The sequence below is a fragment of the Tabrizicola oligotrophica genome, from assembly GCF_011008935.1.
Taxonomy (GTDB): Bacteria; Pseudomonadota; Alphaproteobacteria; order Rhodobacterales; family Rhodobacteraceae; genus Tabrizicola_A; species Tabrizicola_A oligotrophica.
This window is the reverse complement of record NZ_JAAIVJ010000005.1, coordinates 36,031-59,345: the sequence shown is the minus strand read 5'-3', so window position 1 is coordinate 59,345 and position 23,315 is coordinate 36,031. Positions and strand designations below refer to the sequence as shown.

Annotated in this window: 23 protein-coding genes; 13 read left to right on the top strand and 10 right to left on the bottom strand. The window is 66.7% G+C overall.

Annotation, left to right across the window (positions count from 1 at the left end; translation table 11 throughout):
• Positions 1–187: 187 nt before the first annotated feature.
• Positions 188–1,720, top strand: coding sequence for a M81 family metallopeptidase (locus tag G4Z14_RS10060; protein WP_164625294.1), 1,533 nt, complete (start codon positions 188–190; stop codon positions 1,718–1,720).
• A 117-nt stretch (positions 1,721–1,837) separates the two neighbouring features.
• On the opposite strand, the gene G4Z14_RS10055 is transcribed toward G4Z14_RS10060, so the two are convergent.
• From G4Z14_RS10055 to G4Z14_RS10045, 3 genes are read right to left on the bottom strand one after another with little or no spacing between them, the layout of a single operon-like run.
• Positions 1,838–2,806 carry an ornithine cyclodeaminase family protein gene (locus tag G4Z14_RS10055; protein WP_164625292.1) on the bottom strand — a complete coding sequence of 323 codons (969 nt, stop codon included), beginning with the start codon at positions 2,804–2,806 and terminating at the stop codon, positions 1,838–1,840.
• Between the two features lie 12 nt (positions 2,807–2,818).
• Positions 2,819–3,616 carry an SDR family NAD(P)-dependent oxidoreductase gene (locus tag G4Z14_RS10050; RefSeq protein ID WP_164625290.1) on the bottom strand — a complete coding sequence of 266 codons (798 nt, stop codon included), beginning with the start codon at positions 3,614–3,616 and terminating at the stop codon, positions 2,819–2,821.
• Positions 3,617–3,636: 20 nt separating this feature from the next.
• Positions 3,637–4,776, bottom strand: coding sequence for a hypothetical protein (locus G4Z14_RS10045; protein WP_164625288.1), 1,140 nt, complete (start codon positions 4,774–4,776; stop codon positions 3,637–3,639).
• A gap of 221 nt (positions 4,777–4,997) precedes the next feature.
• Between G4Z14_RS10045 and G4Z14_RS10040 the strand changes: the two genes are divergently transcribed.
• The 5 genes from G4Z14_RS10040 (at position 4,998) to G4Z14_RS10020 (ending at position 10,259) form a co-directional block, all read left to right on the top strand.
• Entirely contained in the window at positions 4,998–5,879 is an 882-nt protein-coding gene (locus G4Z14_RS10040; RefSeq protein ID WP_164625286.1) for an NAD-dependent epimerase/dehydratase family protein, read from the top strand.
• A gap of 239 nt (positions 5,880–6,118) precedes the next feature.
• Positions 6,119–7,351, top strand: coding sequence for an extracellular solute-binding protein (locus tag G4Z14_RS10035; protein ID WP_164625284.1), 1,233 nt, complete (start codon positions 6,119–6,121; stop codon positions 7,349–7,351).
• An 87-nt stretch (positions 7,352–7,438) separates the two neighbouring features.
• Positions 7,439–8,347 (top strand): carbohydrate ABC transporter permease, encoded by a 909-nt coding sequence (locus tag G4Z14_RS10030; RefSeq protein WP_164625282.1) that lies wholly within the window; start codon positions 7,439–7,441, stop codon positions 8,345–8,347.
• Positions 8,344–9,174, top strand: coding sequence for a carbohydrate ABC transporter permease (locus G4Z14_RS10025; protein ID WP_164625280.1), 831 nt, complete (start codon positions 8,344–8,346; stop codon positions 9,172–9,174). The genes G4Z14_RS10030 and G4Z14_RS10025 overlap by 4 nt, the downstream gene beginning before the upstream one ends.
• Before the next feature lie 26 nt (positions 9,175–9,200).
• Positions 9,201–10,259 (top strand): ABC transporter ATP-binding protein, encoded by a 1,059-nt coding sequence (locus tag G4Z14_RS10020; protein WP_164625278.1) that lies wholly within the window; start codon positions 9,201–9,203, stop codon positions 10,257–10,259.
• Between the two features lie 442 nt (positions 10,260–10,701).
• On the opposite strand, the gene purD is transcribed toward G4Z14_RS10020, so the two are convergent.
• On the bottom strand, positions 10,702–11,964 hold the full coding sequence (purD, locus tag G4Z14_RS10015; RefSeq protein WP_164625276.1) for a phosphoribosylamine--glycine ligase: 1,263 nt from the start codon (positions 11,962–11,964) through the stop codon (positions 10,702–10,704).
• Positions 11,965–12,203: 239 nt separating this feature from the next.
• On the opposite strand from purD, the gene G4Z14_RS10010 reads away from it, so the two are divergent.
• Entirely contained in the window at positions 12,204–12,812 is a 609-nt protein-coding gene (locus G4Z14_RS10010) for a glycine-rich domain-containing protein (RefSeq protein WP_164625274.1), read from the top strand.
• A gap of 55 nt (positions 12,813–12,867) precedes the next feature.
• Positions 12,868–14,427: an exodeoxyribonuclease VII large subunit gene (gene xseA / locus G4Z14_RS10005; RefSeq protein WP_164625272.1), complete on the top strand. Its 1,560-nt coding sequence runs from the start codon at positions 12,868–12,870 to the stop codon at positions 14,425–14,427.
• A gap of 19 nt (positions 14,428–14,446) precedes the next feature.
• Here xseA and G4Z14_RS10000 read toward each other — a convergent pair whose 3' ends face one another.
• The 3 genes from G4Z14_RS10000 to G4Z14_RS09990 are packed head-to-tail and all read right to left on the bottom strand — an operon-like array spanning position 14,447 to position 16,259.
• Positions 14,447–14,851, bottom strand: a complete 405-nt coding sequence (locus tag G4Z14_RS10000; RefSeq protein WP_164625270.1) for a hypothetical protein — start codon at positions 14,849–14,851, stop codon at positions 14,447–14,449.
• Positions 14,848–15,237: a hypothetical protein gene (locus G4Z14_RS09995; RefSeq protein ID WP_164625268.1), complete on the bottom strand. Its 390-nt coding sequence runs from the start codon at positions 15,235–15,237 to the stop codon at positions 14,848–14,850. The genes G4Z14_RS10000 and G4Z14_RS09995 overlap by 4 nt, the downstream gene beginning before the upstream one ends.
• Complete coding sequence (locus G4Z14_RS09990; RefSeq protein ID WP_164625267.1) at positions 15,234–16,259, bottom strand: alkane 1-monooxygenase; 1,026 nt, start codon at positions 16,257–16,259, stop codon at positions 15,234–15,236. The genes G4Z14_RS09995 and G4Z14_RS09990 overlap by 4 nt, the downstream gene beginning before the upstream one ends.
• Before the next feature lie 180 nt (positions 16,260–16,439).
• Here G4Z14_RS09990 and ftsY point away from each other — a divergent pair, with 180 nt between their 5' ends.
• The 4 genes from ftsY to G4Z14_RS09970 all read left to right on the top strand — a co-directional run bounded on the left by ftsY (position 16,440) and on the right by G4Z14_RS09970 (position 19,861).
• The gene (gene ftsY, locus G4Z14_RS09985) at positions 16,440–17,498 is read left to right on the top strand and encodes a signal recognition particle-docking protein FtsY (protein WP_164625265.1); all 1,059 of its coding nucleotides are present in this window, start codon (positions 16,440–16,442) and stop codon (positions 17,496–17,498) included.
• Positions 17,499–17,574: 76 nt separating this feature from the next.
• Positions 17,575–18,474 carry an EamA family transporter gene (locus tag G4Z14_RS09980; protein WP_164625264.1) on the top strand — a complete coding sequence of 300 codons (900 nt, stop codon included), beginning with the start codon at positions 17,575–17,577 and terminating at the stop codon, positions 18,472–18,474.
• Between the two features lie 5 nt (positions 18,475–18,479).
• Complete coding sequence (locus G4Z14_RS09975; RefSeq protein ID WP_164625262.1) at positions 18,480–19,091, top strand: inner membrane-spanning protein YciB; 612 nt, start codon at positions 18,480–18,482, stop codon at positions 19,089–19,091.
• A gap of 137 nt (positions 19,092–19,228) precedes the next feature.
• Positions 19,229–19,861, top strand: a complete 633-nt coding sequence (locus tag G4Z14_RS09970; protein ID WP_164625260.1) for a hypothetical protein — start codon at positions 19,229–19,231, stop codon at positions 19,859–19,861.
• Between the two features lie 3 nt (positions 19,862–19,864).
• On the opposite strand, the gene G4Z14_RS09965 is transcribed toward G4Z14_RS09970, so the two are convergent.
• From G4Z14_RS09965 to G4Z14_RS09955, 3 genes are all read right to left on the bottom strand, one after another.
• A complete protein-coding gene (locus G4Z14_RS09965) occupies positions 19,865–20,617 on the bottom strand; it encodes an EcsC family protein (RefSeq protein ID WP_164625258.1) in 753 nt (250 codons plus the stop codon).
• 54 nt (positions 20,618–20,671) lie between these two features.
• Entirely contained in the window at positions 20,672–21,163 is a 492-nt protein-coding gene (locus G4Z14_RS09960) for a GNAT family N-acetyltransferase (RefSeq protein WP_164625256.1), read from the bottom strand.
• A 148-nt stretch (positions 21,164–21,311) separates the two neighbouring features.
• Entirely contained in the window at positions 21,312–22,241 is a 930-nt protein-coding gene (locus G4Z14_RS09955) for a LysR family transcriptional regulator (protein ID WP_164625254.1), read from the bottom strand.
• Between the two features lie 99 nt (positions 22,242–22,340).
• On the opposite strand from G4Z14_RS09955, the gene speB reads away from it, so the two are divergent.
• Positions 22,341–23,312 (top strand): agmatinase, encoded by a 972-nt coding sequence (gene speB, locus G4Z14_RS09950; protein WP_164625252.1) that lies wholly within the window; start codon positions 22,341–22,343, stop codon positions 23,310–23,312.
• The last annotated feature ends 3 nt before the right edge of the window (positions 23,313–23,315 follow it).

Here is a 23,315-nt window from a genome sequence, read left to right as displayed (position 1 = left end):
CCTGACCCGAGTAATACCCTGCGGCGCGGCGGTGGCGAATGCCGAAAGCCGATCATGCCATGCCGCAAACGCATGTGCGCCCCCCTTCATGCCCGCGGCGCATCGGTCTAGACCGAGCTTGCATTGGCCGGCCGGAGGGGACGCGGACTATTGTTGCTGCGAAACCAGTTGGACCGGGAATGATTGAATGCCAGAGAACGCCCCCCGCCGTGTAGCGATCCTCGGACTGATGCTGGAGAGCAACCGCTTTGCCCCCGTGATCGGCGAGGAGGATTACCTCAAACGGGTGTATCTTGCCGGGGACGAGATTCTCGAAGACCTCTACAGCCCGGACCCGAAACTGCCGACGGAAATTCGCGGTTTCCGGGCCGAGATGGACAGCCGCGGCGACTGGACGCCGGTGCCGATCCTTGTCGGGCTGGTCGAGGCGGGCGGGCCAATGGACCATGCATTCTTTGAGGCGTCGATGGAGGAAATCCGCAGCCGCCTGACCGCCGCCCTGCCGCTGGATGCCGTCTATATCTCGAACCACGGGGCGATGATCACCACGGCGAACACCGACCCGGACGGCGAAATCTTTGCGCTGGTGCGCCAGATCGTCGGGCCGGATGTCCCGGTGGTGGCGACGCTGGACCTGCATGGCAATGTCTCCGACCGGATGGTGCAAAGCGCCGACGCCATCGTGGCCTATCAGACCAACCCGCATGTCGACATGCTGGAGCGCGGGCGCGACGCGGCGGCGATCCTGCACGAGCTGTTTGCCGGCATGAAACCCGACGTGGTCTTCCTGCGCCTGCCTCTGGTGCCACCCACGGTCACGCTGCTGACTGAGGCGGGGCCCTATGCCGACATCATGAACTTCGGCCAGTCGCTTCTGGATGACAGGATCGTCAATGTCTCGATCCTTGGCGGCTTCGCCTACAGCGACACGCCGAAGAACGGGCTGGCAATCATCGTCACCTCGCGCCAGTGCGACGGCAGCGCGCGGCGGGCGGCCAATGCCATCGCCCGCTATGCCTGGAGCCAGCACGAGCGCTTCGTGCCGCGGCTGACCTCGCTGGACGAAACAGTGCGGCGGGTGCTGGAGGCGGGCGCCGATCCCGCGCGGCCCGCGGTCATACTGGCGGATGTGTCCGACAACCCGGGCGGCGGCGGCAATGGCAACACGATGTGGATACTCGAGGCGCTGCACAAGGCGGGGGCCAAGGGGGTCATCGCAGGGGTCATCACCGATCCGGCCCTTGCGCGCGAGGCGGCGACGCTGGGCCTGGGCGCGCGGTTCCGGGCGGTGTTCAACCGGGTGGAGCCTGACGAATTCTCGCGCCGGTTCGAAGCCGATGCGCGGGTGCTGGCGATCCGCGATGGCGATTGCGTCGGCCGGCGCGGCTTTTATGCCGGCCGCCGGATGAACCTTGGTCAATCGGTTCTGCTGGACCTCGGCGGCATTCAGGTGGTGGTCATTTCGATCCGCACCCAATGCGCGGACCCGATCTTCCTTGAGATGATGGGGCTGGACATCGGCGCGGCGCGGGCGGTGGTCGTCAAGTCGCGCGGGCATTTCCGCGCTGGTTTCGACGAATTCTTCGCGCCCTCGCAGGTGATCGAAGTGGATGTCCCGGGCCTGACCTCGCCAGTGCTGACGCGGTTCGATTTCCGCTCGATGCCGCGCCCGATGTTTCCGATCGACAGCCCGGTGAACTGGACCCCGCCGCAAGACTGAACCTTTCGCGCGCCGATCCGCGCCAGATCCGGCATTGAAAAGCCCCGCCTCCTTTCGGAAGCGGGGCTTTCGCCTTGGCGCCTGGGAGGAATGCGCCGTGGCCGGGCGCGGTCGGGGTCAGTAGTCGACCACGATGCCGCGCCCTGTTGCACGGGCGCGTTGCACCGCGAGATCGGCCACTGCCAGATCCTGCAACGCCACGCCGGTACCGTCGAAGAGCGTGATATCCTCCGGCGAACGCCGGCCGCCGGCCGCGCCGGTCAGCACCTGCCCAAGGGGCGTGAGCTCCGCCTCGCGGATAAGCCCGGCGGCATGGGCGTGCTGGCATTCGCCGATGCTGATGGCCTGCGCCGCCTCGTCCACGAAAATGCGCGCCGCGGCGACAAGGGCCGGATCAAGCTCCTGCTTGCCCTTGGTGTCCGCCCCCATGGCGCTGATATGCGTGCCTGGGCGCACCCAGTCACGCATCAGGATCGGCGCTTGCGACGGCGTCACCGTCACGATGATCTCGGCGGCCCGTGCCACCGCTTCGGGAGTGCTTTCGGCCACACAGTCCAACCCCATGGCGCGAACGGCATCCGCAAACCGCGCGGTGCTTGCGGGCTGCATGTCCCAGGCATGAACCCGCTTGATGCACCTGACCGCCGCCGTGGCGCGCAACTGATGCAGCGATTGCCCGCCGGTGCCGATGATGCCCAGCACCGCGGCGTTTTCCCGCGCCAGACAGCGTGTCGCCAGAGCCGAGGCCGCGCCGGTGCGGATGCCGGTCAGGTGGTTCGCGCTGACAAGCGCCGCGGCACGACCGGTCCCGGGATCGAACAGCAGGGTGGAGGACTGGTGGTTGGACAACCCCCGGCCCAGATTGTGCGGCCAGTATCCCCCGGCCTTGAGACCGAGAAACGGGGCGGAAACATCGCCGCCGGCCTTCACGCCATAGACGGCGTCGGCATGGCCCACCACTTCGCGCACCACCGGATAGTTGCGCGCCTCGCCGCGGGCCATCGCAACAAAGACGCCGGAAACGGCCTCGATCGCGTCTTCGACGCTGACCAGCGTCTGGGCGAGGGTTTCGGAAATTATCAGCATGCCGTGCAGTCCTTATTGCGATTCCAGAATAAACTCGCCGATCATGACGTTCATCCCCGCCAGCAACCCACCATCCACCGGCAGCGCGACCCCAGTGATGTAACCCGCCTCGTCCGAGCCGAGGAACGACACCGCCTTTGCGATGTCCTCCGGTTCGGCGACGCGCCCCATCGGATACCAGCGCGCAAGTTTCTGGAACACCTGCGGGTCTTTCTGCTGGCGGATCGTCCAGGTGATGTTGTCGGTGCGCACGGACCCCGGCAGCACGGCGTTGCAGCGAATGCCGTGGCGGCCGTATTCGGAAGCCACCGATTGCGTGAGGTTGATCAGCCCCGCCTTCGCAGCGCTGTAGGCCGGATTGCCGAAGTAGCGCACCCCGTTGACCGACGCGATATTGACAACCACCCCGGCACCGCGCGCCTGCATCCGCGGCAGCAGCGCGCGCAGGCAGTGATAGGTGCCATTGAGGTTGACGTCGATTTCGCGGTGCCAGGCCTCCAGGCCGATTCCCGCCAGATCTCCGGCATCGGTGAACGCGGCATTGTTGACCAGAAGCGTGATCGGGCCAAGCGCCGCTTCGCATGCGTCGATCGCCACGGCCAGCGCCTGCATGTCGGTGATGTCGGCGCGGGCGGCAAGGGCCTTGCCGCCCGCCGCTTCGATCAGGCGGGCCGTTTCGGCGACCCCGGCGGCATCAAGGTCGATCACGGCGACGGTGGCGCCCTCGCGCGCCAGATGCCGGGCGATGGCGCGGCCGATGCCATGGGCGGCGCCGGTCACAAGGGCAGCGGTGCAGTCATGTCTGGGCAAACTGTTCTCCGATCGGGCTGTCAAAGGGCCGCGGCAATCCAGTCGAGCGACCGGAGGCGCATATGGCCATAGTTGTAGAAGGAAATCCGGTCCGCCCCGGCGGATCGGGCGGAGGCGACGCAGGCTGCCAGCTCCTCCGCCCCGGCCACATGCGGCCAGGTCGGGCGCAGGATGAAGCCAAGCCGCGCGTCGGGGCCGGCCATGGCGCGCACCCCGGCAATATCGGCGGCGATGGGCTTGGGGCCGCGTTGATAAGCGGTCACGTCCAGCCGGCCGGCCGCGCGGGCAAGGGCCGCAAGATCGCTACCCTCGCGCCAGGCCAGCGCGTTGGGCGTCTGGACCGAGGGGATCACCGACACGCCGACATCGGGCGGCAAGGCGGCGCGGATCTCGGCGATCAGGCTGGTGACAGTCTCGGCGCGACAGGCCTGCAAGGCGGCCCAGTCGGCCTCGCGCTGCAGGTCGGGCAAGGTGGCGGTTTCGTCAGCCAGAAAGGCGTCAAGGCTGCGGCGGGCCTGGGCGGCCAGCGCCGCCCCGCCAAGTCCCGCCTGCCGGGCCCGGTCAAGGCAGGCGCGGCAGAAACATGTGCCAAGCAGCGTCTCGGCCGCGGCACGCAGGTCGATCAGTTCGAATTCGTGATGATGGCCGTGGCGGTAGGTCTGGAAACCGGGCGTCTCGACCGTCACCTCGCGCACGCCCGGCTGGGCGGCGGTATCAAGGCACAGCGCGATCAGGTAGCGGCGCACCTCGGGCTGCGAGGGGCAAAGCGCGTTCACAAGCACATCGCCGAACGGGGTCTGGCAGGCGAGGTCGGGATGCGCGGCCCCAAGGCGCGAATTGTGCAGCCCGACAGTCCATGCCGTCACATGCAGGCTGGCGGCGTTGCGCGCCAGACCGGCCAGCGCATCGTATTCCGCGACCATCCCCGCGGCCTTGGGTTGCAGCCGGCCATAGCGCGCAGGGTCGGGGCGGAAATAGACAGTGCCATCCTCGGGGAAGATCACGCGGCCGTTCGGCGCGTGCGGGCGCAGAAACTTGCCGGCATGATAGGCGGTGGCCAGCGCCACCGCGTTCAGCCCGGCGTCGGCCAGACGTGCCGCGACCTCGGCGGTGCCTTCGTCCTGAAGGTCCCAAGGGTAGACGAACATCGCGCGCAACATCGGTTGCCTCCCTTGCCTGAGGTTGCGCGCAATCGGTTTGCGCAGGGCGCAAGCCCCGTTTCCAGCCCCGAAGCTAAGGCGGGCGCGCGGCCGCGGCCAATGCCATGCGGGCATGGCGGCATTCGGGAAACGCATTCGCCCACCGCCCCGGCGCGCGGCTAGGGTGAGGCGTCCACGAGGCGCCCCCTGCGATGGGCAAGCCAGCAAAGGAGAGCCGCAGCATGAAGAACATTGTCGTGACCGGGGGCAGCGGCAAGGGGGGCCGGGCGGTGTGCCGGCATCTGGTCGAGCGCGGCTATACGGTGCTGAATGTCGACATGGCCGCCTCGCCCGATCCGGTCTGCCCGCTTCTGAAGGTGGATCTGACCGATTTCGGGCAGGTGATGGACGCGATGCAGTGGACCGGAGGCAAGGACCATCCGTTCCGCCAGTTTCGCACGCCCGACGCCGTGGTGCATTTTGCCGCGATCCCCGTGCCGGATACCACACCCGAGGAACTGACGTTTCGCAGCAATATCGTGTCGACCTACAATGTCTTTGACGCAGCCCTTCGCGCCGGCGTGACGCGTATCGTCTGGGCCTCGTCGGAAACCACGCTGGGCCTGCCCTTCAGCCCGGCGAACCCGCCCGCCTATGCTCCGGTAGACGAGGATCACCCGATGCGCCCCGAAAGCGCCTATTCGCTGTCCAAGGATCTGGCCGAGGAAATGGCGCGGCAGATGGCGCGCTGGAACCCGGGGACCACCTTCATCGGCCTGCGCCTGTCGAACGTGATGGAGCCGCAAGACTATGCGCGTTTCGCCGGCTGGCAGGACAGCCCGCGTTTCCGCGAATGGAACCTGTGGAGTTATATAGACGCGCGGGACGCCGCGCAGGCAGTGCGCCGGTCCTTGCATGTCGATCTGGAGGGGGCAGAGCATTTCATCATCGCCAACTCCAACACCGTGATGACGCGCGACAGCGCCGATCTTCTGGCCGAGGTTTATCCCGGCCTGCCTATGCGCAGCCCGCTTGCCGGGCGGGCCACGATGCTGAGCATCGACAAGGCCCGGCGGGTGCTTGGCTTTGCCCCCGAGCATGACTGGCCCGGGCCGAACGGCTGAGTGCAAGTCCCCCGCTTCAAGGCGCCCGGCTGCAAGGCCGGGCGCCTCCCATTTTTCGACATTCATATGAAATTTCATTCAATTACAATGCTATGCAGGGGTCACATACCCCCATGCGTTTATTCAATTTCCTTTTGCCCGCTGCCCGGCATCAGAGTGAACCCACCAAGACCGGCCGCAAGAAGCTGGCTTCGAACCCTCACCATACCACTCGCAAACCCAACAGGAGACATCTCCCAATGACCCATCCGTTCCGGACGTCCACGGCGATCCTGGCTCTGAGCCTTGGCATGTTCGGCTTCGTGCCGGCGGCGATGGCCGAGACCATCGTCGATTTCACCGTCGCCGAATACAGCTCGAAGACCGGGCCGTTCTTCCAGGAAGTCGCCGACGCCTTCCAGGCCGAAAACCCCGACATCAAGATCAACATCGAAGTCGTGCCGTGGGACACGCTGTTGCAGCGCCTGACCACCGACGTCGCCGGTGGCAGCGCGCCCGACATCTCGATCATCGGCACCCGCTGGCTCTTGGACTTCGCCTCGCAGGGCGTGGCCGAGCCGGTGGACAGCTACCTGACCCCCGAGTTCAAGAGCACCTTCATCGACACGTTCATGGCGCCGGGCGTAATCGACGGGAAGACCATGGGCCTGCCCGTCGCGGCCTCGGCCCGTGCAATGCTGGTCAACAAGGATCTCTATGACAAGGCCGGGGCCACGCCGCCCAAGACCTGGGACGAATTCTATGAAGCGTCCAAGAAACTTGCCGCCCTGCCCGACACCTTTGCCTTCGGCCTGCAAGGCAAGGAAATCGAGACGGATGCCTATTTCTACTATTCGCTCTGGACGCATGGCGGCGACATCCTGAAAGCCGATGGCACCAGCGGGCTGGACAGCCCGGAGGCGCTGGAGGCGGCAACGCTCTACAAGCGGATGATCGACGAAGGCCTGACCCAGCCCTCACCGACCAACTACACCCGCGAGGACATCTTCAACCTGTTCAAGCAGGGCAAGGTCGGCACGGTGTTCACCTTCCCGATGCTGATCCCGCAGATCAAGGCCGAAGCCCCCGACCTGCACTATGAGGTTCTGCCCTTCCCCGAAGGCAAGGCCAAGGCGACCTATGGTGTGACCGACACGATGATGATGTTCGCCGATTCCGACGCGAAAGCGGAAGCGTGGAAGTTCATCGAATTCGCCTACAAGGACGAATGGCGCGAAAAGTTCGACATGGGCGAAGGCTTCCTGCCTGTCACCAGGAACGTGGCTGCGCTGGATCACTTCACCAAGGACCCGGACGTGGCCGGCTTCGCAGCGGGTCTGCCCTATGCCAAGTTCGCCCCGATCATTGCCAACTGGGAAGAGATCGCCGACGTGACGGTGCGCACCATGCAGCAGATCTATCTGGGCGAGGTTTCGGCGGACGAAGGGCTGAAGGCCGCCGCGGCCGAGATCAACAAGATCCGCGGGCTCTGATCCTGCAGTCAGGGGAGAGCGGCTCCATGCCGCTCTCCCGTTTCCGAATGCGAATGGGTGCCCTGCCCAGGCAGGGTGTGGAGAACGATGGCGAACCGCATCCAGAAATCCGTACCGATGATGATGATCCTGCCCGGCCTTGCGCTGGCGATCGCGATCATCGGCTATCCGATCTTCGATCTGGGCTGGACCTCGATGCACGACGTCAGCCGCTTTGGCAAGCTGACCGGCTTCAACGGCGGGGAGAACTTCGCCGAGGTCTTTGTCGATCCGCTGTTCTGGGAATCGCTGTGGCGCACCGGGATCTGGACCGTCGCGGTCGTCGGCGGAACTCTGGCAATCTCGATGCCGGTGGCGATGATCCTGAACGATGATTTCCATGGCCGGGGTGTGGCGCGCGTCATCATCATGCTGCCCTGGGCCATCTCGCTGACCATGACGGCGGTGGTCTGGCGCTGGGCGCTGAACGGGCGGGCGGGGCTGCTCAATGCCACGCTGATGAATGCCGGCATCATCGACCAGCCGATCGAATGGCTGGCCACCGCCTCGACCGCCTTCGTCGTCGAAATTCTGGTCGGCATTCTGGTGTCGATCCCCTTCACCACGACCATCCTGCTTGGCGGGCTGTCGTCCATGCCGCAGGACGCCTATGAGGCGGCGGTGGTGGACGGGGCCTCGGGCTGGCACCAGTTCCGCTATATCACGCTGCCCCTGATGAAGCCCTTCATCAACATCGCCATCGTGCTGAACGTGATCTACGTCTTCAACTCGCTGCCGATCATCTGGGTGATGACCGAGGGCGGCCCGGCCAATGGCACCGACATCCTCGTGACCTATCTTTACAAGCTCGCGTTCCGCTTTGGCCAGCTGGGCAAGGCGGCGGCGATTTCGCTGGTGATGTTCTTCGTCCTGCTGGCCTTCACCATGCTTTATGTCGCGCTGGTCAGCCGCAACGACCGCGACGATGCCGCACCGGAAGAGGAGGTCAAGGAATGACCACCAAGCTGACCCGCAGCCTGATCTACTGGGCGCTCCTGTCGCCGCTGATGGTGGTGATCCTGTTCCCCTTCGGCGTGATGTTCGTCACCGCTGTGCGCCCGCGCGAAGAGCTGTTCGTCTACCCGCCCACCTGGGGCTTCAGCGAATTCCGCTGGGAGAACTTTTCCGAAATGTGGGTCAAGACCAATTTCGGCGGGGCGCTCTTGAACAGCCTTTATGTCAGCGTCGCGGCCACGGTCGTCGCGCTGGTCCTGTCGATCCCGGCCGCCTATGCCATGTCGCGCTACCGCTTTGCCGGCAAGGGCGCCTACCGCACCTTCCTGCTGATGACGCAGATGATGTCGCCCATCGTTCTGGTCCTAGGGCTGTTCCGGCTGATGATGAGCCTCGGTCTGGTCAACGACCTGAATTCGCTGGTGCTGACCTATGCCGCCTTCAACATGGCCTTCACCATCTGGATGCTGCAAAGCTACTTCAACTCCATCCCACGCGATCTGGAAGAAGCCGCCTGGATGGATGGCGCCAGCCACCTGACCAGCCTTGTGCGCATCTTCCTGCCGCTGGCGGTGCCGGCCATGGTGGTGACGGCGATCTTCACCTTCATCAACAGCTGGAACGAATTCGTGCTGGCGCTGACCATGATGCGCTCGTCCGAGGATTTCACGCTGCCGGTGCAAATCTATGCTCAGGTTGCCGGGCGCTATCAGGTGGAATGGCATCACGTGATGGCCGCCACCGTGCTAGCGACCGTTCCGGTCGCCATCATGTTCTCGTGGCTCCAGCGCTACCTCATCCGGGGCATGGCGTTGGGCGCCGTCAAATGACCAGACTGCTTTACAAGGATTGAACGATGTCCTCTGTCACCATCCGCGGGGTCAAGAAGAAATACGGCGCCATGGCCGTGCTGCACGGGATCGACCTCGAAATCCGCGACCGGGAATTCGTTGTTCTGGTCGGGCCTTCGGGCTGCGGAAAGTCGACCCTGCTGCGCATGATTGCCGGGCTCGAGTCGATTTCCTCGGGCGATATCCTGATCGGCGACCGCGTGGTCAATGACGTGCCGGCCAAGGCGCGCGACATTGCCATGGTGTTCCAGAACTACGCGCTTTACCCGCACATGTCGGTTTATGAAAACATGAGCTTCAGCCTACGCCTGAAGCGGATGGCCAAAGAGATGATCGACCGCAAGGTGCGCGAGGCGGCCGAGATCCTGAACCTGTCGACATACCTCGAGCGCTCGCCGCGGCAGTTGTCAGGCGGACAGCGGCAGCGCGTGGCCATGGGCCGCGCCCTGGTGCGCGACGCCCAGGTGTTCCTGTTCGACGAACCCCTGTCGAACCTCGACGCCAAGCTGCGCGTGGTGATGCGAACCGAGATCAAGGCGCTGCACCAGCGGCTGCAGACCACCTCCGTCTATGTGACGCACGACCAGATCGAAGCCATGACCATGGCCGATCGCATCGTGGTGATGAACGCCGGCAAGATCGAGCAGATCGGCACGCCGCTGGAACTTTACGACACGCCGGCCAACCTGTTCGTGGCCGATTTCATCGGGTCGCCCTCAATGAACTTCCTGCGCGGCACGCTGGAGCCGGGCGCGGTTGTGCTGGCCGACGGCAGCCGCGTGCCGGTGGAGACGACGGGGCGCGGCGCGGCAGGGCAGAAGGTGGTCTTCGGCATCCGCCCCGAGCATCTGTCCCTCTCCTCCGACGGCACCGGCCTTGCCGCCGAAGTCGAAGTGGTGGAACCAACCGGCGCCAATATTCAGGTCTATGCCCGCGTCGCCGGCATGCCGCTCTGCGCGGTCTTCACCGAGCGCCACGATTTCCGCCCGGGCCAGACCATCCATCTGGCATGGCCCGGCCGGAACGCCCATCTGTTCGATGCGGCGTCGGGGCAGCGGCTTTAGCCCGGCCACGCGGGCGAGGCGACCGGAAAGGTCTCTTTGGCAAACCCGGGCGATGGTTCTGGCCACCTCACCCGCGCAGGGGCCACGACATCGGACGGTAGAGCACTGGCCGGCCGCCGCCTTTTTGCCCGATCCGGTCGCCGCGTCCCGTAAGGCCGGATGCGGGACATCCCCTCAAGCACCCGGCACGCCTGTCCTGCCAACGGCGTCACAGCCCGCCGCAAACGCACGGATCGCCGCGACAACCCGGCTTGCCGCCTGTTGTCCCGGACTCGGACCAAAGCGAACCTCATCTTCCCCTTGGGACAAATACTCTCGGGGGTGAGCGCGTCAGCCCGGGGGAGGGGCAGAAGGCCCCCCTTCTTTCCGAGAAGGCTGGCCGCAGGCCAGAGGCGAGACAAGAGCCTTGCCCCGGATCGGCACGATCCGGGGCGCTGTCTGCTCAAAGCGCCCGCCAGCCGATGTCCGAGCGGCAAAAGCCCTCGGGCCAGCGCAGGTGGTCGATCATGGCATAGGCCCGGTTGCGGGCATCGGCCAGCGTGTCGCCGCGGGCGGTGATGTTCAGCACCCTGCCGCCATTGGCAATGATCGCCCCATCCTTTTCCGCCGTACCCGCGTGGAAACACATGTGGCGGCTGTCCTCGGGCAGGCGTCGCAGGCCATGGATCACGCTGCCCTTCTCGTAGGCGCCCGGATAGCCCTTGGCCGCCATCACCACAGTCAGCGCATGGTCATCGGCCCAGTTCACCCGCGCGCCCGCCAGCCGCTCCTCGGCGCAGGCGAGCATCAGATCCAGCGCCTGCGCGCCAAGCCGCATCATCAGAACCTGGGTTTCCGGGTCACCGAAGCGGGCGTTGTATTCCACCAGCCGCGCCCGGCCGTCTTCGATCATCAGGCCGGCATAAAGCACGCCCTGGTAGGGCGTGCCGCGCCGCGCCATCTCGCGGATAGTCGGCAGGACGATCTCGTCCAGCGCCTGTTGCTGGATCGCGTCGGTCAGTACCGGTGCCGGCGAATAGGCTCCCATGCCGCCGGTGTTCGGACCGGTGTCGCCTTCGCCCACCCGCTTGTGGTCCTGCGCCGTGCCGATGGGCAGGGCATGCGCCCCGTCGGTCAGCACGAAGAACGACGCCTCTTCGCCGGTCATGAACTCCTCGATCACAACCTCGGCCCCGGCCGCGCCGAACTCGCCGCCGAACATGTCGTCGATGGCCGCCAGCGCCTCGGCCTCGGTCATGGCCACGATCACGCCCTTGCCGGCGGCAAGGCCATCGGCCTTGACGACAATCGGGGCGCCTTGCGTGCGCACATGGGCCTTGGCGGCGGCGGCGGCACTGAAGCGGGCATAGCCCGCGGTCGGCGCCCCGCAGGCGTCGCAGATTTCCTTGGTGAAGCCCTTCGAGGCCTCCAGCCGCGCCGCCGCGGCACTTGGCCCGAAGGTCACGATGCCCGCCGCCCGCGTCGCATCGGCCACGCCGGCGGCCAGAGGCGCTTCGGGGCCGACGATCACGAAATCAATGGCGTTTTCCTCGCAGAAACCCACCACTGCCGCGCTGTCGAGGATGTCGAACGCCGCCACCTCGGCCAGCTGGGCAATTCCGGCATTGCCGGGCGCCACGATGAGCCGGTCGCATTTGGGGTTCTGCTTGACCGCCCAGGCCAGCGCATGTTCGCGCCCACCGCTTCCAAGGATAAGGATATTCATGGGACGACTCCGCTTGGCCTGGCTCTGGCGCTGTCATACTGTCCGGGGTCCGGACTGACAACCAAGGCCTACACGATGGCACAGGGCAAAGGCAATTTCCTCGACCGCATTCTGGAAGGGATCGTGATGGTCTGCGCAGTCTTGTTCGTCATGGGCGGCCCCGCCCGCTGATTCCGCTGTGGGAAGGGTCGGGCGCATGTTAGCCTTCGCGCAGGTTCCGTGCCCACGAGCATCGCCCCATGCCTGTCAGTGACCCTGCCCTCTGGACTCTCATCGCCGATTGGCCGCTGCCCTTTCGCAAGGACCATGACCCAAAGGCATCGCCGCCCCGCGTTTGCCAGAGGTTCGAGCACAATCTTCGCGCCGCCGGCGACTGGTCCGATGCCGCCAGCGACCGGATCACCGAGGGCTATCGGCGCTTCCTCTATCTCAAGGCCCTGTCGGACGAGCCGCTGACTCCGCCGCACTGGCTCGATGAGGCCTGGCATCTGCATCTGGGGTTTCGGGACGACTATACCGCGCTGGAACGGGCCGTTGGCCGGCCCCTCCCCCACCGCCGCACGATCCTGAAGAAAGAGGCCAACCGCGCCTATGCGCGGGGCCGCGCGCTTTGGCGGCGCGAGTTCGACGCGGACCCGCCGCCCGATCTCTGGCCCGCGCTGGGGCTGGTGGCCGCGGGAAACGCCATCAGCACGATCGGCGTGGGGCTCTGGATCATCGGTTTTGTCGCCCCGTTCACGCCATGGTCGGTTTCTCCCTGGTTGTTCGGGCTGGGGATCGTCCTGGTTCTGGCAGGCAATTTCCTGACGGGCAAATACGGCCCGCAGGTCGTATCCCGCTGCGCCTGAGCCGTTGCCCTCAGGCCCGATTGACCCCCGCGCGCCGACGTGTCAGGCAAGGCGGATGGACATGTTCGAAGACAGCCCCGCCCCGCCGGGAAACCAGCCGGAATACACCGTGTCCGAGCTTTCGGGCGCGGTGAAACGGGTGATCGAGGGCGAATTCGGCCTTGTGCGCGTGCGCGGCGAGGTGGGGCGGGTCAGCCGCCCGGCTTCGGGGCATCTTTACTTCGACCTCAAGGATGACCGCAGCGTCATTGCCGCGATTTCGTGGAAGGGTCAGGCGGCAAAGATGCAGGTCCGCCCCGAGGAGGGCATGGAGGTCGTGGCGACCGGCCGGATGACCACCTTCCCCGGCCAGTCGAAATACCAGCTCATCGTTGACGATGTCGCCCCCGCCGGCGCCGGCGCGCTGATGGCGATGCTCGAAAAGCGCCGCGCCGCGCTGCAGGCCGAGGGGCTGTTCGACCCCGCCCGCAAGCAGCCGATTCCCTATCTGCCGCAGGTGATCGGCGTCATCACCTCGCCCTCGGGTGCCGTGATCCGCGACATCCTGCACCGCCTGCGCGACCGCTTTCCGCGCCACGTGCTGATCTGGCCGGTCGCCGTGCAGGGCCAGTCCTGCGCCGCCGAAGTGGCCGCCGCCATCCGCGGCTTCAACGCGCTCGCCCCCGGCGGGCCGATCCCGCGGCCCGACCTGCTGATCGTGGCACGCGGCGGCGGCAGCCTTGAGGACCTCTGGGGCTTCAACGAGGAAATCGTGGTGCGGGCGGCGGCGGCCAGCCGCATCCCGCTGATTTCCGCCGTAGGGCACGAGACCGACACCACGCTCATCGACCACGCCGCCGACCTGCGCGCGCCCACCCCGACCGCCGCCGCCGAACTGGCAGTGCCGGTGCGGATGGAGCTTCTGGCCACATTGGACGCGCTCTCGGCCCGGCTCAGCCGCGCCATTGCGCAAGGTGCCGCCAATCGCGGCCAGCGCCTGCGCGACCTTGGCCGCGCCCTGCCCCGGCTCGACAGCCTGCTGGCGCAGCCGAGCCAGCGGCTCGACCTGTGGTCGGGCCGTCTTGGCGGCGCTCTGGGCATGGCGGCGGCGCGCAAGCGGGCCGCCTTCGAACGCGCCGCCCGGCTGCGCCCGGAAACGCTTCTGGCGCTGATCGCCGGCAAGCGCGGCGAGTTGCAGGCTCGCGCCCAGCGGCTTTCGGACCGGGCCGCGGTGGCGCTGGAGCGCAAGCACAGCCAGATGGACAAATGGGCCTCGCGGCTTGACCCGGCGCTGACGCGGCTTCTGACGACGGCCGCCCGCGACATTGCCCGCGACCGGGACCGGCTGACAGCACTCGACAGCCGCCTGCAGGCCGCGCCCGCCCGCCGGCTGGCCGATCTGGCGGCGCGGCTGGAGCAGATCGACCGCACCCGCCAGACGCTCGGCTACCGCGAGACGCTGAAACGCGGCTTTGCGGTGATGCGGGGCGACGGGCATGTGGTTACCTCGAAAGCCGCCGCCGAACGCAGCGCCACGCTGGAAGTGGAATTTGCCGATGGCCGGCTTGCACTCGGGGGGCGGCCAGCGAAAAAGGGCAGGAGCGAAGGTGGCCGGGATCAGGGCAGCCTGTTCTGACGCGACGCCTCGGGCATGCTTACGTCCCGAGCCAGTCGCAGGCCAGCACCGCATCCCCCGGCACCAGCCGCACCGCCAGACTGTCGGGGCGGCCCTGATACCAGCCCCAAAGCTCGCCCTCGACAACGTTGTAAACCCAGCAGACCGGCGCTTCGGGGGCGTCCTCGTAGCGAAAGCAGATCTGGTCGCCGACCTGTTCCCAGGTCGCCCGCGTGCAGCCCGAGGCGTCCTTCCAGATCGACCGCTGGCCAGGAAGGAATTCCTCCACCCCGTAGACCTGCGCCGGATCGTAGGTGTCCATCCGACGGCCAAGCGTGATTGCATCAAAGCCGCGCGCATCAAGCGGCGGGCCGCCGGGCAACACGCCCTCGGCAGCCGCAGAGGTGGCGGCACAGAGCGCAACCAGAAGGCCGATCCACCTCATGCGCCAAGTCCGCCGCAGACCATGCCCTTGGGCGTTTCCTCGACGACGGCGAGCATCCCGGCTTCGGGTGCAGCTTCGGACTGGGCGAAAAGCTTGCCCGACCGGTCGAAGAACCGCCAGCACGACGGATCCTGCGGCGCGTCGTCATAGGCAAAGCAGATCAGGCCCGGCTGCGGCTCCTGCCATGCGCCATATTTGCACGCCTCGCCCTCGAAGGCCCAGATCACCCGGCGGTCAGCCAGATATTGCTCGCGCCCCCAGACCGCCCCGTCCCGGGCATAGGTCATGGTGCGCCCGGTGCTGCGCGCCTCGAATTCGGCGGCCGAAAGCGGCGTCTCGGCCAGTGCCGATCCGGGCAGAAGCGCCAGGGCGACCAGCGCCCTCATGCCAGCCGCCATCTGGCCAGATGCGGCCGGATCGCGCGTTTCCACAGGGGCGGGACCAACGCCAGCGTGCAGGCCACCGGCAAGGGCCAGGGCAGATGCGGCGCCTCCTCCGGCCCCGGCAGGCGCAGCGCCGGATAGGGCCGCGTCGGGTGGGCGTGATGGTCGGAATGGCGCGGCGCGTTCAGCATCAGGCTTGACGAGAACCAATGCGGCGCATTCCAGGAATGGCGCGCGGCCACCGGCTCCAGCCGGCCATCGTCCCGCCGGGCGCGGGTCAGGCCGTAATGCTGGACATAGTCCGACAGCATCAGCTGCATCTGCGCATGCAGGGCCAGCCCGCCCCAGGCCACAACGCCCCAGCCGCCCGCAATCCAGAAAGCCACCATCAGCGCCGCCGCGGCCCCGCCAAAGTAGACCGCATAGGGATGCAGCCCGCGCCCCCCCTGCGCCCGCGCCCGCAGGGCGTTTTCCTCTTGCCAGCCCTTCACGAAACTGCCGCCCCAGGCCCGCAGGAAAAAGCGATAGAACCCCTCACCCGCCCGCGCCGAATTCGGGTCCTCGGCACTGGCAGCGTGGCGGTGATGCACCAGCCTGTGCGCGCTGGCATGGTGGCCGAAAAGCAGGCTGGCATAGACCGCCACCCCCAGGCCATAAAGACCCCGGCTTCCGCGGTGGATCAGCTCATGTGCCATCGGGTTCGACACCTGCCCGAACCACAGCCCCGCGCCCAGAAACAGCGCCACGCGGCCCCAAAGGCCAAGACCGCCGCCCCCCGCCATGCCCCAGACCACAAGGGGCAGCGCGACAAGATGGCCCAAAGCCAGACCGACAAGCAGCCCGTCGGCGGCGGGAAACTCCGCCCCCTCCGGCGCATCGCCCGGAAACAGCCCGGAGATCTGGTCCAGACAGGCCGCCAGCACCGTCATGTACAAGAGTCCGGCAAAAGCCCAGCCGCCCCCGGCCCAAAGGCCGAGCGCGAACAGCACCAGCGGACTGGCCGAGGCCAGCGCAAAGAGCACCATCGGAAGCGGGCGTGAGGTCATCTCCTGCATGGCCCAAGGCTAGCATGCGCGCGCCGCCTGAACAGCCGGGATTTTGCCGCACCGCCCCTCCGCCCCGCTATTCGGGGTCAGCCAGGGCCTGACACCTTCCCAAGCCCGCCCGAATTGACTAGGTGGTAGGAAACCGCAAGAGGCGTGGCCATGTCCTTTTTCAAGAAACTCAAGGAACGCATGTTCCGCTCTTCCGACAAGATCGGCGAGGGGCTGGACGCGCTTGTGGCCGAGGATGCAGCGCCGCGCGCCGCGACGCCCGCGGCAGAAGCCGAGACCCCGCTGCCCCTCCCCGATGCCGCCGCCGCCAATGCCGCCGCGCCCGAAAGCAAGCCCGGCCTGCTGGGCCGCCTGTTCGGCAAATCCGAAGAGCCCCGGCGCATCCTTGATGACGCGATGCTGGAAGATCTCGAAGACCTGCTCATTCAGGCCGACATGGGGGTCGATACCGCCACCCGCGTTACGGCGAACATCGCCGAAGGCCGCTTTGGCAAGAAGATCGGCGCGACCGAGCTGCGCCAGGCCCTTGCCGACGAGGTCGCCCGCATCATGGAGCCGGTCGCCCGCCCGCTGCCGATTTACCCGCAGAAACCGCAGGTGGTGCTGGTGGTCGGCGTCAACGGCTCGGGCAAGACCACGACCATCGGCAAGCTGGCCTCGCAGTTCCGCGCCGCCGGCAAGACGGTGGTGATCGCCGCCGGCGACACCTTCCGGGCCGCCGCGGTCGAACAGCTGCAGGTCTGGGGCCAGCGCGCCGGGGTGCCGGTGCTGACCGCGCCCGAAGGCTCGGACCCGGCCTCGCTGGCCTTCGACGCCCTGACCAGAGCCCAGGCCGAGGGCGCCGATCTCCTGATGATCGACACCGCGGGCCGGCTGCAAAACCGCGCCGACCTGATGGAGGAGCTGGCCAAGATCGTTCGCGTCATCCGCAAGGTCGACGCCACCGCGCCGCACAACACCTTGTTGGTCCTGGATGCCACCACCGGCCAGAACGCGGTCACGCAGGTCGAGATCTTCCGCAAGATCGCCGATGTCTCGGGCCTTGTCATGACCAAACTCGACGGCACGGCCAAGGGCGGCGTCCTCGTCAGCCTCGCCGACAAGTTCGGCCTGCCGATCCATGCCATCGGCCTTGGCGAACAGATCGACGACCTCTCGCCCTTCGATCCGCAGGATTTTGCCCGTGCGCTGGTGGGGCTGGAGCGGTGATCCTGCCTTCAATGTGGCACAAATATCCCGGGGGTCCGGGGGCTGGCCCCCGGACGAGTTGACATAAAGCGCCCCCATGTCCGACTGGCTCCTTTCCATCGAAGGCACAGAAGCCGGCCGCCATGCGGCACTGGCGCTGGCGCTCATGGCCGCGATCCTGCATGCGCTGTTCGGCGCCTTGCAGAAGGGCCGGCACGACCCCTGGCTTGCCCGCGCCGGGATCGACCTGTCCTATGGCCTGATCGCCGCCCCCTTCGCGCTTTTCGTCGTGCCCTGGCCCGAACCCCACATGTGGCCGATCTTTGCGGGCGCCTTCGCGATCCACGCTGTCTACAAGGTCCTGCAGGCCATGACCTATACGCGGGGCGCCTATACGGTCGTCTATCCCGTGGTGCGCGGCACCGGCCCGCTGTTCACCGTCGCCGCAGCCGGTCTGGTCTTTGGCGAGCGGTACGCGCCCCTGCAATGGGCCGGCGTTGCCATGCTGACGGCCGGCATCCTTGGGCTTTCCGCCCATAACCTCGCGCATCTGAGCCACGGCCGCGCCACCCTGAAACCGGCGCTTGCGCTGGCGGTCGCCACCGGGGCCATGGTCGCGGGCTATACCACCTATGACGCCTGGGGTATCCGCGCCACTGCCGATCCCTTCACCTTCCTCGCCTGGTTCTTCCTGATCGACGGCATCTTCATCCCGGCGCTGATGGCCCGCCGTCTGGTCACATTGCCGCGAACCGAAGTGCTGCCCTTGCTGAAACGGGGTGTGCTGGGCGCCTTTGTCGCCTATTTCTCTTTCGGGGCGATCATGCTGGCCACGCGGCTTGACCGGGTGGGCGAGGCGGCTGTCCTGCGCGAGACCTCGACCGTATTTGCCGCCTTGATCGGCTGGGCGGTTCTCGGCGAAAAGGTCGGGCGCGTGGCGGCGGCGCTGATGGCACTGATCGCCGCCGGCGCGGTGGTGATGGAATGGGGAGGCTGAGGCCGATGGCGGAAACGAAAAAGATCAATCCGGTTCTGAAGATGGCGCTCGAACTGGGACCGATCATCCTGTTCTTCGCGGGCTTCTCGCGGATGAAGGACCAGACCTTCCACATCGCGGGCAATGAGTATTCCGGCTTCATCGTCATGACCGGGGTGTTCATCGCGCTCATCATCGCCACCACCGGCCTTTTGTGGGCGCTGACCGGCAAACTGTCGCGGATGCAGCTGATGACGCTGATCCTTGTCGTCGTCATGGGCGGGCTGTCGGTCTGGCTGAACGACGAGCGCTTCATCAAGATGAAGCCGACGCTGCTCTATCTGGCCTTCGGCGGCATCCTCGGGGCCGGGCTCTTGCAGGGCAAGTCCTACCTGTCGTCGGTGATGGAAGAGGCCCTTCCGATGCAGCCCGAGGGCTGGATGATCCTCACCCGCCGCCTGACCGCCTTCTTCTTCGCGCTGGCGGTCGCCAATGAGGCTGTCTGGCGGCTGATGTCGACCGAGGCCTGGGTGAACTTCAAGACCTTCGGCCTGACCGCCGCGCTTTTCGGGTTCTTCATGGCGCAGAGCCGGCTTTTCGAACGCTATGGCATCAAGGACGACAGGCCCGGCACCTGAACTGGCCCGCGTCTCGGGCGGAAACCGATTGTTTCCGGATTTCCGCGGTTGAACAAAGACCCGTCACGATCTTGCCCTCGGGCGGTCGGGCTTCGCTGCCAGTTTGACTCAAATGATCGATAATCTGGGGGCATGTCATGATGGATCCGAAGTCTGGCCCGGTGGGCGGCGTGGTTGCAAGGCTTGGCCGCTTTCCGGTGATCGCACCGGAAATCCTGATGCCGGGGCTGGTATTGACGGCGCTCTGGCCCCTGTTGCGGGTGATGCTCGACAGCGAAGTCGACGCCTTCCTGCTGGCCTTTGTGGTGACGATCGCCCTCAGGCTGGCGATCAAGGCTGAAATGCTGATCCTGGCGGCCAGCTCGCGCATCGGGCGCCGGGCGACAGTTGTGGCCACGCTGGCCTTTGGTCCGGGGCTTCTGGCCTTCCTGATCCTCAACGGCGACCCGACCTGGTGCCAGCGCTTCCTGTCGGCCTATTTTCTGGTGATGGCCGCGATGTTCCTGCTGGACGTGATCGACGGCAAGGGCCACCTCGCGCGCCGGAAATGGCCCGAGATCGACCAGCCCGGCACGCAGCGGATCTTGAGCCAGCTGATGGTGATCTACCATCTTGGCATGCTTCTGGCCAACGAGGTGCTGATCAGCACCTCCGGTTTTGGCAACTGGCTGGTCTTCCTTGGCTATGCGCCGCTCATCTCGCATCTTGTCGTGCAGTCGATGCTCGCCGTGCTGCGCGACCTCGAAGCGCGGGGAGGCGGTGCGGCCTGATCCTCAGCTCTCGGTAATCTGTGGCGGCGCGCTGGCCTTGGCAAAGCGCGCCGTGACCGTTTCCGCCCCGTGCTGCACCGACAGCCGCATCAGCTGGAACCGGATGCGCGCCATTTCCCGGTAGTAGCGCAGGAAGGCCGTGTTCAGTGCCGCCCCCGAAACCGCGCCCAGAACCGGCACCGCCTGCGCGGCAAGCTTCTGGCCCAGCGTGGCAGCCAGCCGTGGCGCAACAGTGGCGATCAGCTTGTGCAGCGCCGGGCCGCTGACGGTCAGCCGCGCCGACAGGAACGAGGTGTTCACCCCGTCGTCGCCGGCCATGGGGCTGCCGGCGGCAAAAACCTCAAGGCAGGCCGCGCGGATGCCGGCTTCGGACGGGTCGAACCCCGCCCGCTTCGCCTCGGCCCGGATGGCGCGCAGGATGACGGTGATTGTCACCGGCAATTCGGCAACCGAGGTCAGCAGCCCGCCCGCCCCGCCCGCAGCGCCGGTGACCATCGCGGCCGCCAAGGTGCCGCGCCCCCCGGCCTCGCCCCCAAATCCCGCGATCCCATGGGCCGCCATCAGCGCCTGCGCCGTGACCCGCTCAAGCTCGGCCCGGACTGTGGGCGGCAGCGCCGCCATCTGCCGTTCCACCCCGCCGCCGATCCGGTTCACCAGCGCCATCACCGGGCCATTCGCCCGGCGTGCCGCCCGGGCAAGCGCGTCGATCTCGCGGTCAAGGTCGGGGGCGGCAAGGGCCGGCAGGTTTTGCGTCATCCGTCCAATGTGGCCCTGCCCTGCCTTGCGTGCAAGACCCGCCATGAGAGCAGTTCAAACCCCGGAGGCCTTGGTCACATGTCCCGCCACGCCAGCCCAGGCCCCATCCTTCAAGGCCAGCCCCAGAACCCGGTCGGGGTTCGTCGGCGGCGGCATCACCACGCCGTCCAGCTTTTCGAACCCGAAGCGGCTGTAATAAGGCGCATCGCCGACCAGAAGCACGCGCTCCCAGCCCAGACGCCGCGCCTCGGCAAGGCTTTCGGTGATGAGAAGCCCGCCCAGGCCTTCGCCCTGCCGGGTCGGGTGAACGGCCACCGGGCCAAGCAGCAAGATGTCCTCGCCCCCGACCTCGGCCGGCCAGTAGCGGATCGCGGCCGCCAGCGTGCCGTCGTCATCGCGCAGGATCAGGCACAGCGCCGCCACTGTCGGCACCCCGTCGCGCAGCCGGTAACTGGAAAGCGCCGTGCGACCGGGGGCAAAGCAGAGGTCATAAAGCGCCTCCACTTCCCACCAGTCGGCCTCGGTCTCTTCTTCCAGCTTGTACACGGGCGCGTGCTTTCCCCTGTGGAATCAATCGGGCACGGGGCTAGCATGGGGGGGCCGGGGGATCAAACGGCGATTTGGGGTCCAGCCCGGGTTTGGCAGCGGAATGAAGGCCACCGGGCAAGGCCACCCCGCGCCGCGCGGCACCGCCTCAGCCCGGCGGCCGCCCCGCACTGTCACGGCAGGTCTCGACGATGGTGGTCACCAGAAGCTCGGCTGCGCGGGTGAGACGGTTGCGCGGGTGGATCAGCAGAAAGAGATCGTCGAAGGTCACGCGCCCCGGCGCCAGCGCACGCAGGCGGCCGGCGGCGACCTCGGGGGCGGCGAAATGGTCGGGCAGAAAGCCTGTGTAGGCGCCCGACTGCAACAGGATCAGCGTGCCCTCCATATGCGCGGCCACCGCCCGGCGGTCAAAGGCGATGCCGCAGCGCGCGGCTTCGGCCATGTAGCTGCGCCCGGCAAAGGGGTGGGCGGCCAGAACATCATCGGTCAGATCGGCCTCGCGGGCGGCAAACAGCGGATGGCGCTGGCCGCAGTAAAGGTTCTGTCTTTCGCGGAACAACTCCACTGCTTCGGTATTGGCCGGGGGCTGTTCGGCGGGCAGCAGGGCCAGCTGATAGCGCCCGGTCAGCACACCGCGCGCCAGATCCTGCGGCGCGGCAATGTCGATGTAAAGCCGCACCCGCGGCGCGCGGGCCTGAAAGGCGGCGATGGCCTGACCAAGCTTCAGCACGCCGTTCGTCGCCATGGCATCCACTGTGCCAAAGTTCAGATCGCCGGTCAGCTCGCCGCGCGCATCGGCCACCGCGCCGTGAAAGCGCTGCAGCGACCCGAAAAGGTCCAGCATCGCCGAATGCACCTGACGCCCGGCCTCGGTCAGATAGAACCCGCCCCGCCCCCGTTCGCACAGCCGCAGGCCAAGCCGGTCTTCAAGGTTGCGCATGTGAACCGAGATCGTGGCCTGCGACATGCCCAGCGGCTCTTCGGCGGCGGAAAAGCCGTTGGCCTGCACGATCGCATTGAACACGCGCAAAAGCCGCAGATCGACATCGGCAAGGGATTGGGGATGGAAGCTGTTCATACATAGATCATTGCATATGTAAACATTGAAACATAGCAATTTTGCAAAGAAGGCATCCGTGTTTCCCTGATCGGGTCACCCAGAAGCGGAGCTTTCCCAATGTCGCAAAACGCCTATGACCAGGGCCGTCTGAACCTGCCCTTCGTCGGCATTTCCACCTTCGGCAAGGCGCCCTATGTCGCCGACTGGGACGCGATTTCCGCCGATGTCGCCATTCTGGGCGCGCCGTTCGACTTTGGCACCCAGTTCCGCGCCGGCGCCCGCTTTGGCCCGCGCGGCATCCGCGAGGCCTCGACCCTGTTCTCCTTCGGCCATGGCGGCGCCTATGACCACGAGGATGACGTAACCTACCTGCCCGCCGACAAGGTGCGCATGGTCGATATCGGCGACGCCGACATCGTTCACACCGACACCGTGCAAAGCCATGCCAACATTGCCTTTGGCGTGCGCAAGATTCTGGCGGCGGGCGCGATGCCGGTGGTGCTGGGGGGCGACCATTCGATCAATATTCCCTGCATCGACGCCTTCGAGGAAGATTGCGCGGCGAACGGTCCGATCCACATCGTGCAGTTCGACGCGCATCTCGATTTCGTCGACGTGCGCCACGGTGTCCGCCATGGCCATGGCAATCCGATGCGGCGCGCTTCGGAAAAGCCCTGGGTCACGGGGTTGACGCAGCTTGGCATCCGCAACGTCTCCTCGACCTCGCGCGAGGGGTATGAGGCGGCGCGTGAAGCGGGCTCTGACATCCTGTCGGTGCGCCAGATCCGCGCCCTCGGGACCGAGGGGGTGCTGGCGCGCATCCCGGCAGGCGGGCGCTATTACGTGACCATCGACATCGACGGTTTCGATCCCTCGATCGCACCGGGCACCGGCACGCCGAGCCACGGCGGCTTCAGCTATTACGAGGTGCTGGAGCTTCTGGCGGGCCTGTGCCAGCGCGGCCGGATCGTCGGCGTCGATCTGGTTGAGGTGGCGCCGGATTACGACCATTCCGGCACCACCACGATCCTTGCTGCACAGGTGCTGCTGAACCTGATCGGCCGGATCATGCACGCGCGGCAGGGCTGAGCT

Coding starts and splice junctions, on each gene's coding strand:
- G4Z14_RS09965 (WP_164625258.1), bottom strand. CDS start 20,617: ATGACGCAAAACCTGCCGGCCCTTGCCGCCCCCGACCTTGACCGCGAG.
- G4Z14_RS10035 (WP_164625284.1), top strand. CDS start 6,119: ATGACCCATCCGTTCCGGACGTCCACGGCGATCCTGGCTCTGAGCCTT.
- xseA (WP_164625272.1), top strand. CDS start 12,868: ATGGACATGTTCGAAGACAGCCCCGCCCCGCCGGGAAACCAGCCGGAA.
- G4Z14_RS10040 (WP_164625286.1), top strand. CDS start 4,998: ATGAAGAACATTGTCGTGACCGGGGGCAGCGGCAAGGGGGGCCGGGCG.
- speB (WP_164625252.1), top strand. CDS start 22,341: ATGTCGCAAAACGCCTATGACCAGGGCCGTCTGAACCTGCCCTTCGTC.
- G4Z14_RS10055 (WP_164625292.1), bottom strand. CDS start 2,806: ATGCTGATAATTTCCGAAACCCTCGCCCAGACGCTGGTCAGCGTCGAA.
- G4Z14_RS10020 (WP_164625278.1), top strand. CDS start 9,201: ATGTCCTCTGTCACCATCCGCGGGGTCAAGAAGAAATACGGCGCCATG.
- G4Z14_RS09975 (WP_164625262.1), top strand. CDS start 18,480: ATGGCGGAAACGAAAAAGATCAATCCGGTTCTGAAGATGGCGCTCGAA.
- G4Z14_RS10045 (WP_164625288.1), bottom strand. CDS start 4,776: ATGTTGCGCGCGATGTTCGTCTACCCTTGGGACCTTCAGGACGAAGGC.
- G4Z14_RS09995 (WP_164625268.1), bottom strand. CDS start 15,237: ATGAGGGCGCTGGTCGCCCTGGCGCTTCTGCCCGGATCGGCACTGGCC.
- G4Z14_RS10010 (WP_164625274.1), top strand. CDS start 12,204: ATGCCTGTCAGTGACCCTGCCCTCTGGACTCTCATCGCCGATTGGCCG.
- G4Z14_RS09990 (WP_164625267.1), bottom strand. CDS start 16,259: ATGGTGCTCTTTGCGCTGGCCTCGGCCAGTCCGCTGGTGCTGTTCGCG.
- G4Z14_RS09955 (WP_164625254.1), bottom strand. CDS start 22,241: ATGAACAGCTTCCATCCCCAATCCCTTGCCGATGTCGATCTGCGGCTT.
- ftsY (WP_164625265.1), top strand. CDS start 16,440: ATGTCCTTTTTCAAGAAACTCAAGGAACGCATGTTCCGCTCTTCCGAC.
- G4Z14_RS10060 (WP_164625294.1), top strand. CDS start 188: ATGCCAGAGAACGCCCCCCGCCGTGTAGCGATCCTCGGACTGATGCTG.
- G4Z14_RS10030 (WP_164625282.1), top strand. CDS start 7,439: ATGGCGAACCGCATCCAGAAATCCGTACCGATGATGATGATCCTGCCC.
- G4Z14_RS09970 (WP_164625260.1), top strand. CDS start 19,229: ATGATGGATCCGAAGTCTGGCCCGGTGGGCGGCGTGGTTGCAAGGCTT.
- purD (WP_164625276.1), bottom strand. CDS start 11,964: ATGAATATCCTTATCCTTGGAAGCGGTGGGCGCGAACATGCGCTGGCC.
- G4Z14_RS09980 (WP_164625264.1), top strand. CDS start 17,575: ATGTCCGACTGGCTCCTTTCCATCGAAGGCACAGAAGCCGGCCGCCAT.
- G4Z14_RS10000 (WP_164625270.1), bottom strand. CDS start 14,851: ATGAGGTGGATCGGCCTTCTGGTTGCGCTCTGTGCCGCCACCTCTGCG.
- G4Z14_RS10025 (WP_164625280.1), top strand. CDS start 8,344: ATGACCACCAAGCTGACCCGCAGCCTGATCTACTGGGCGCTCCTGTCG.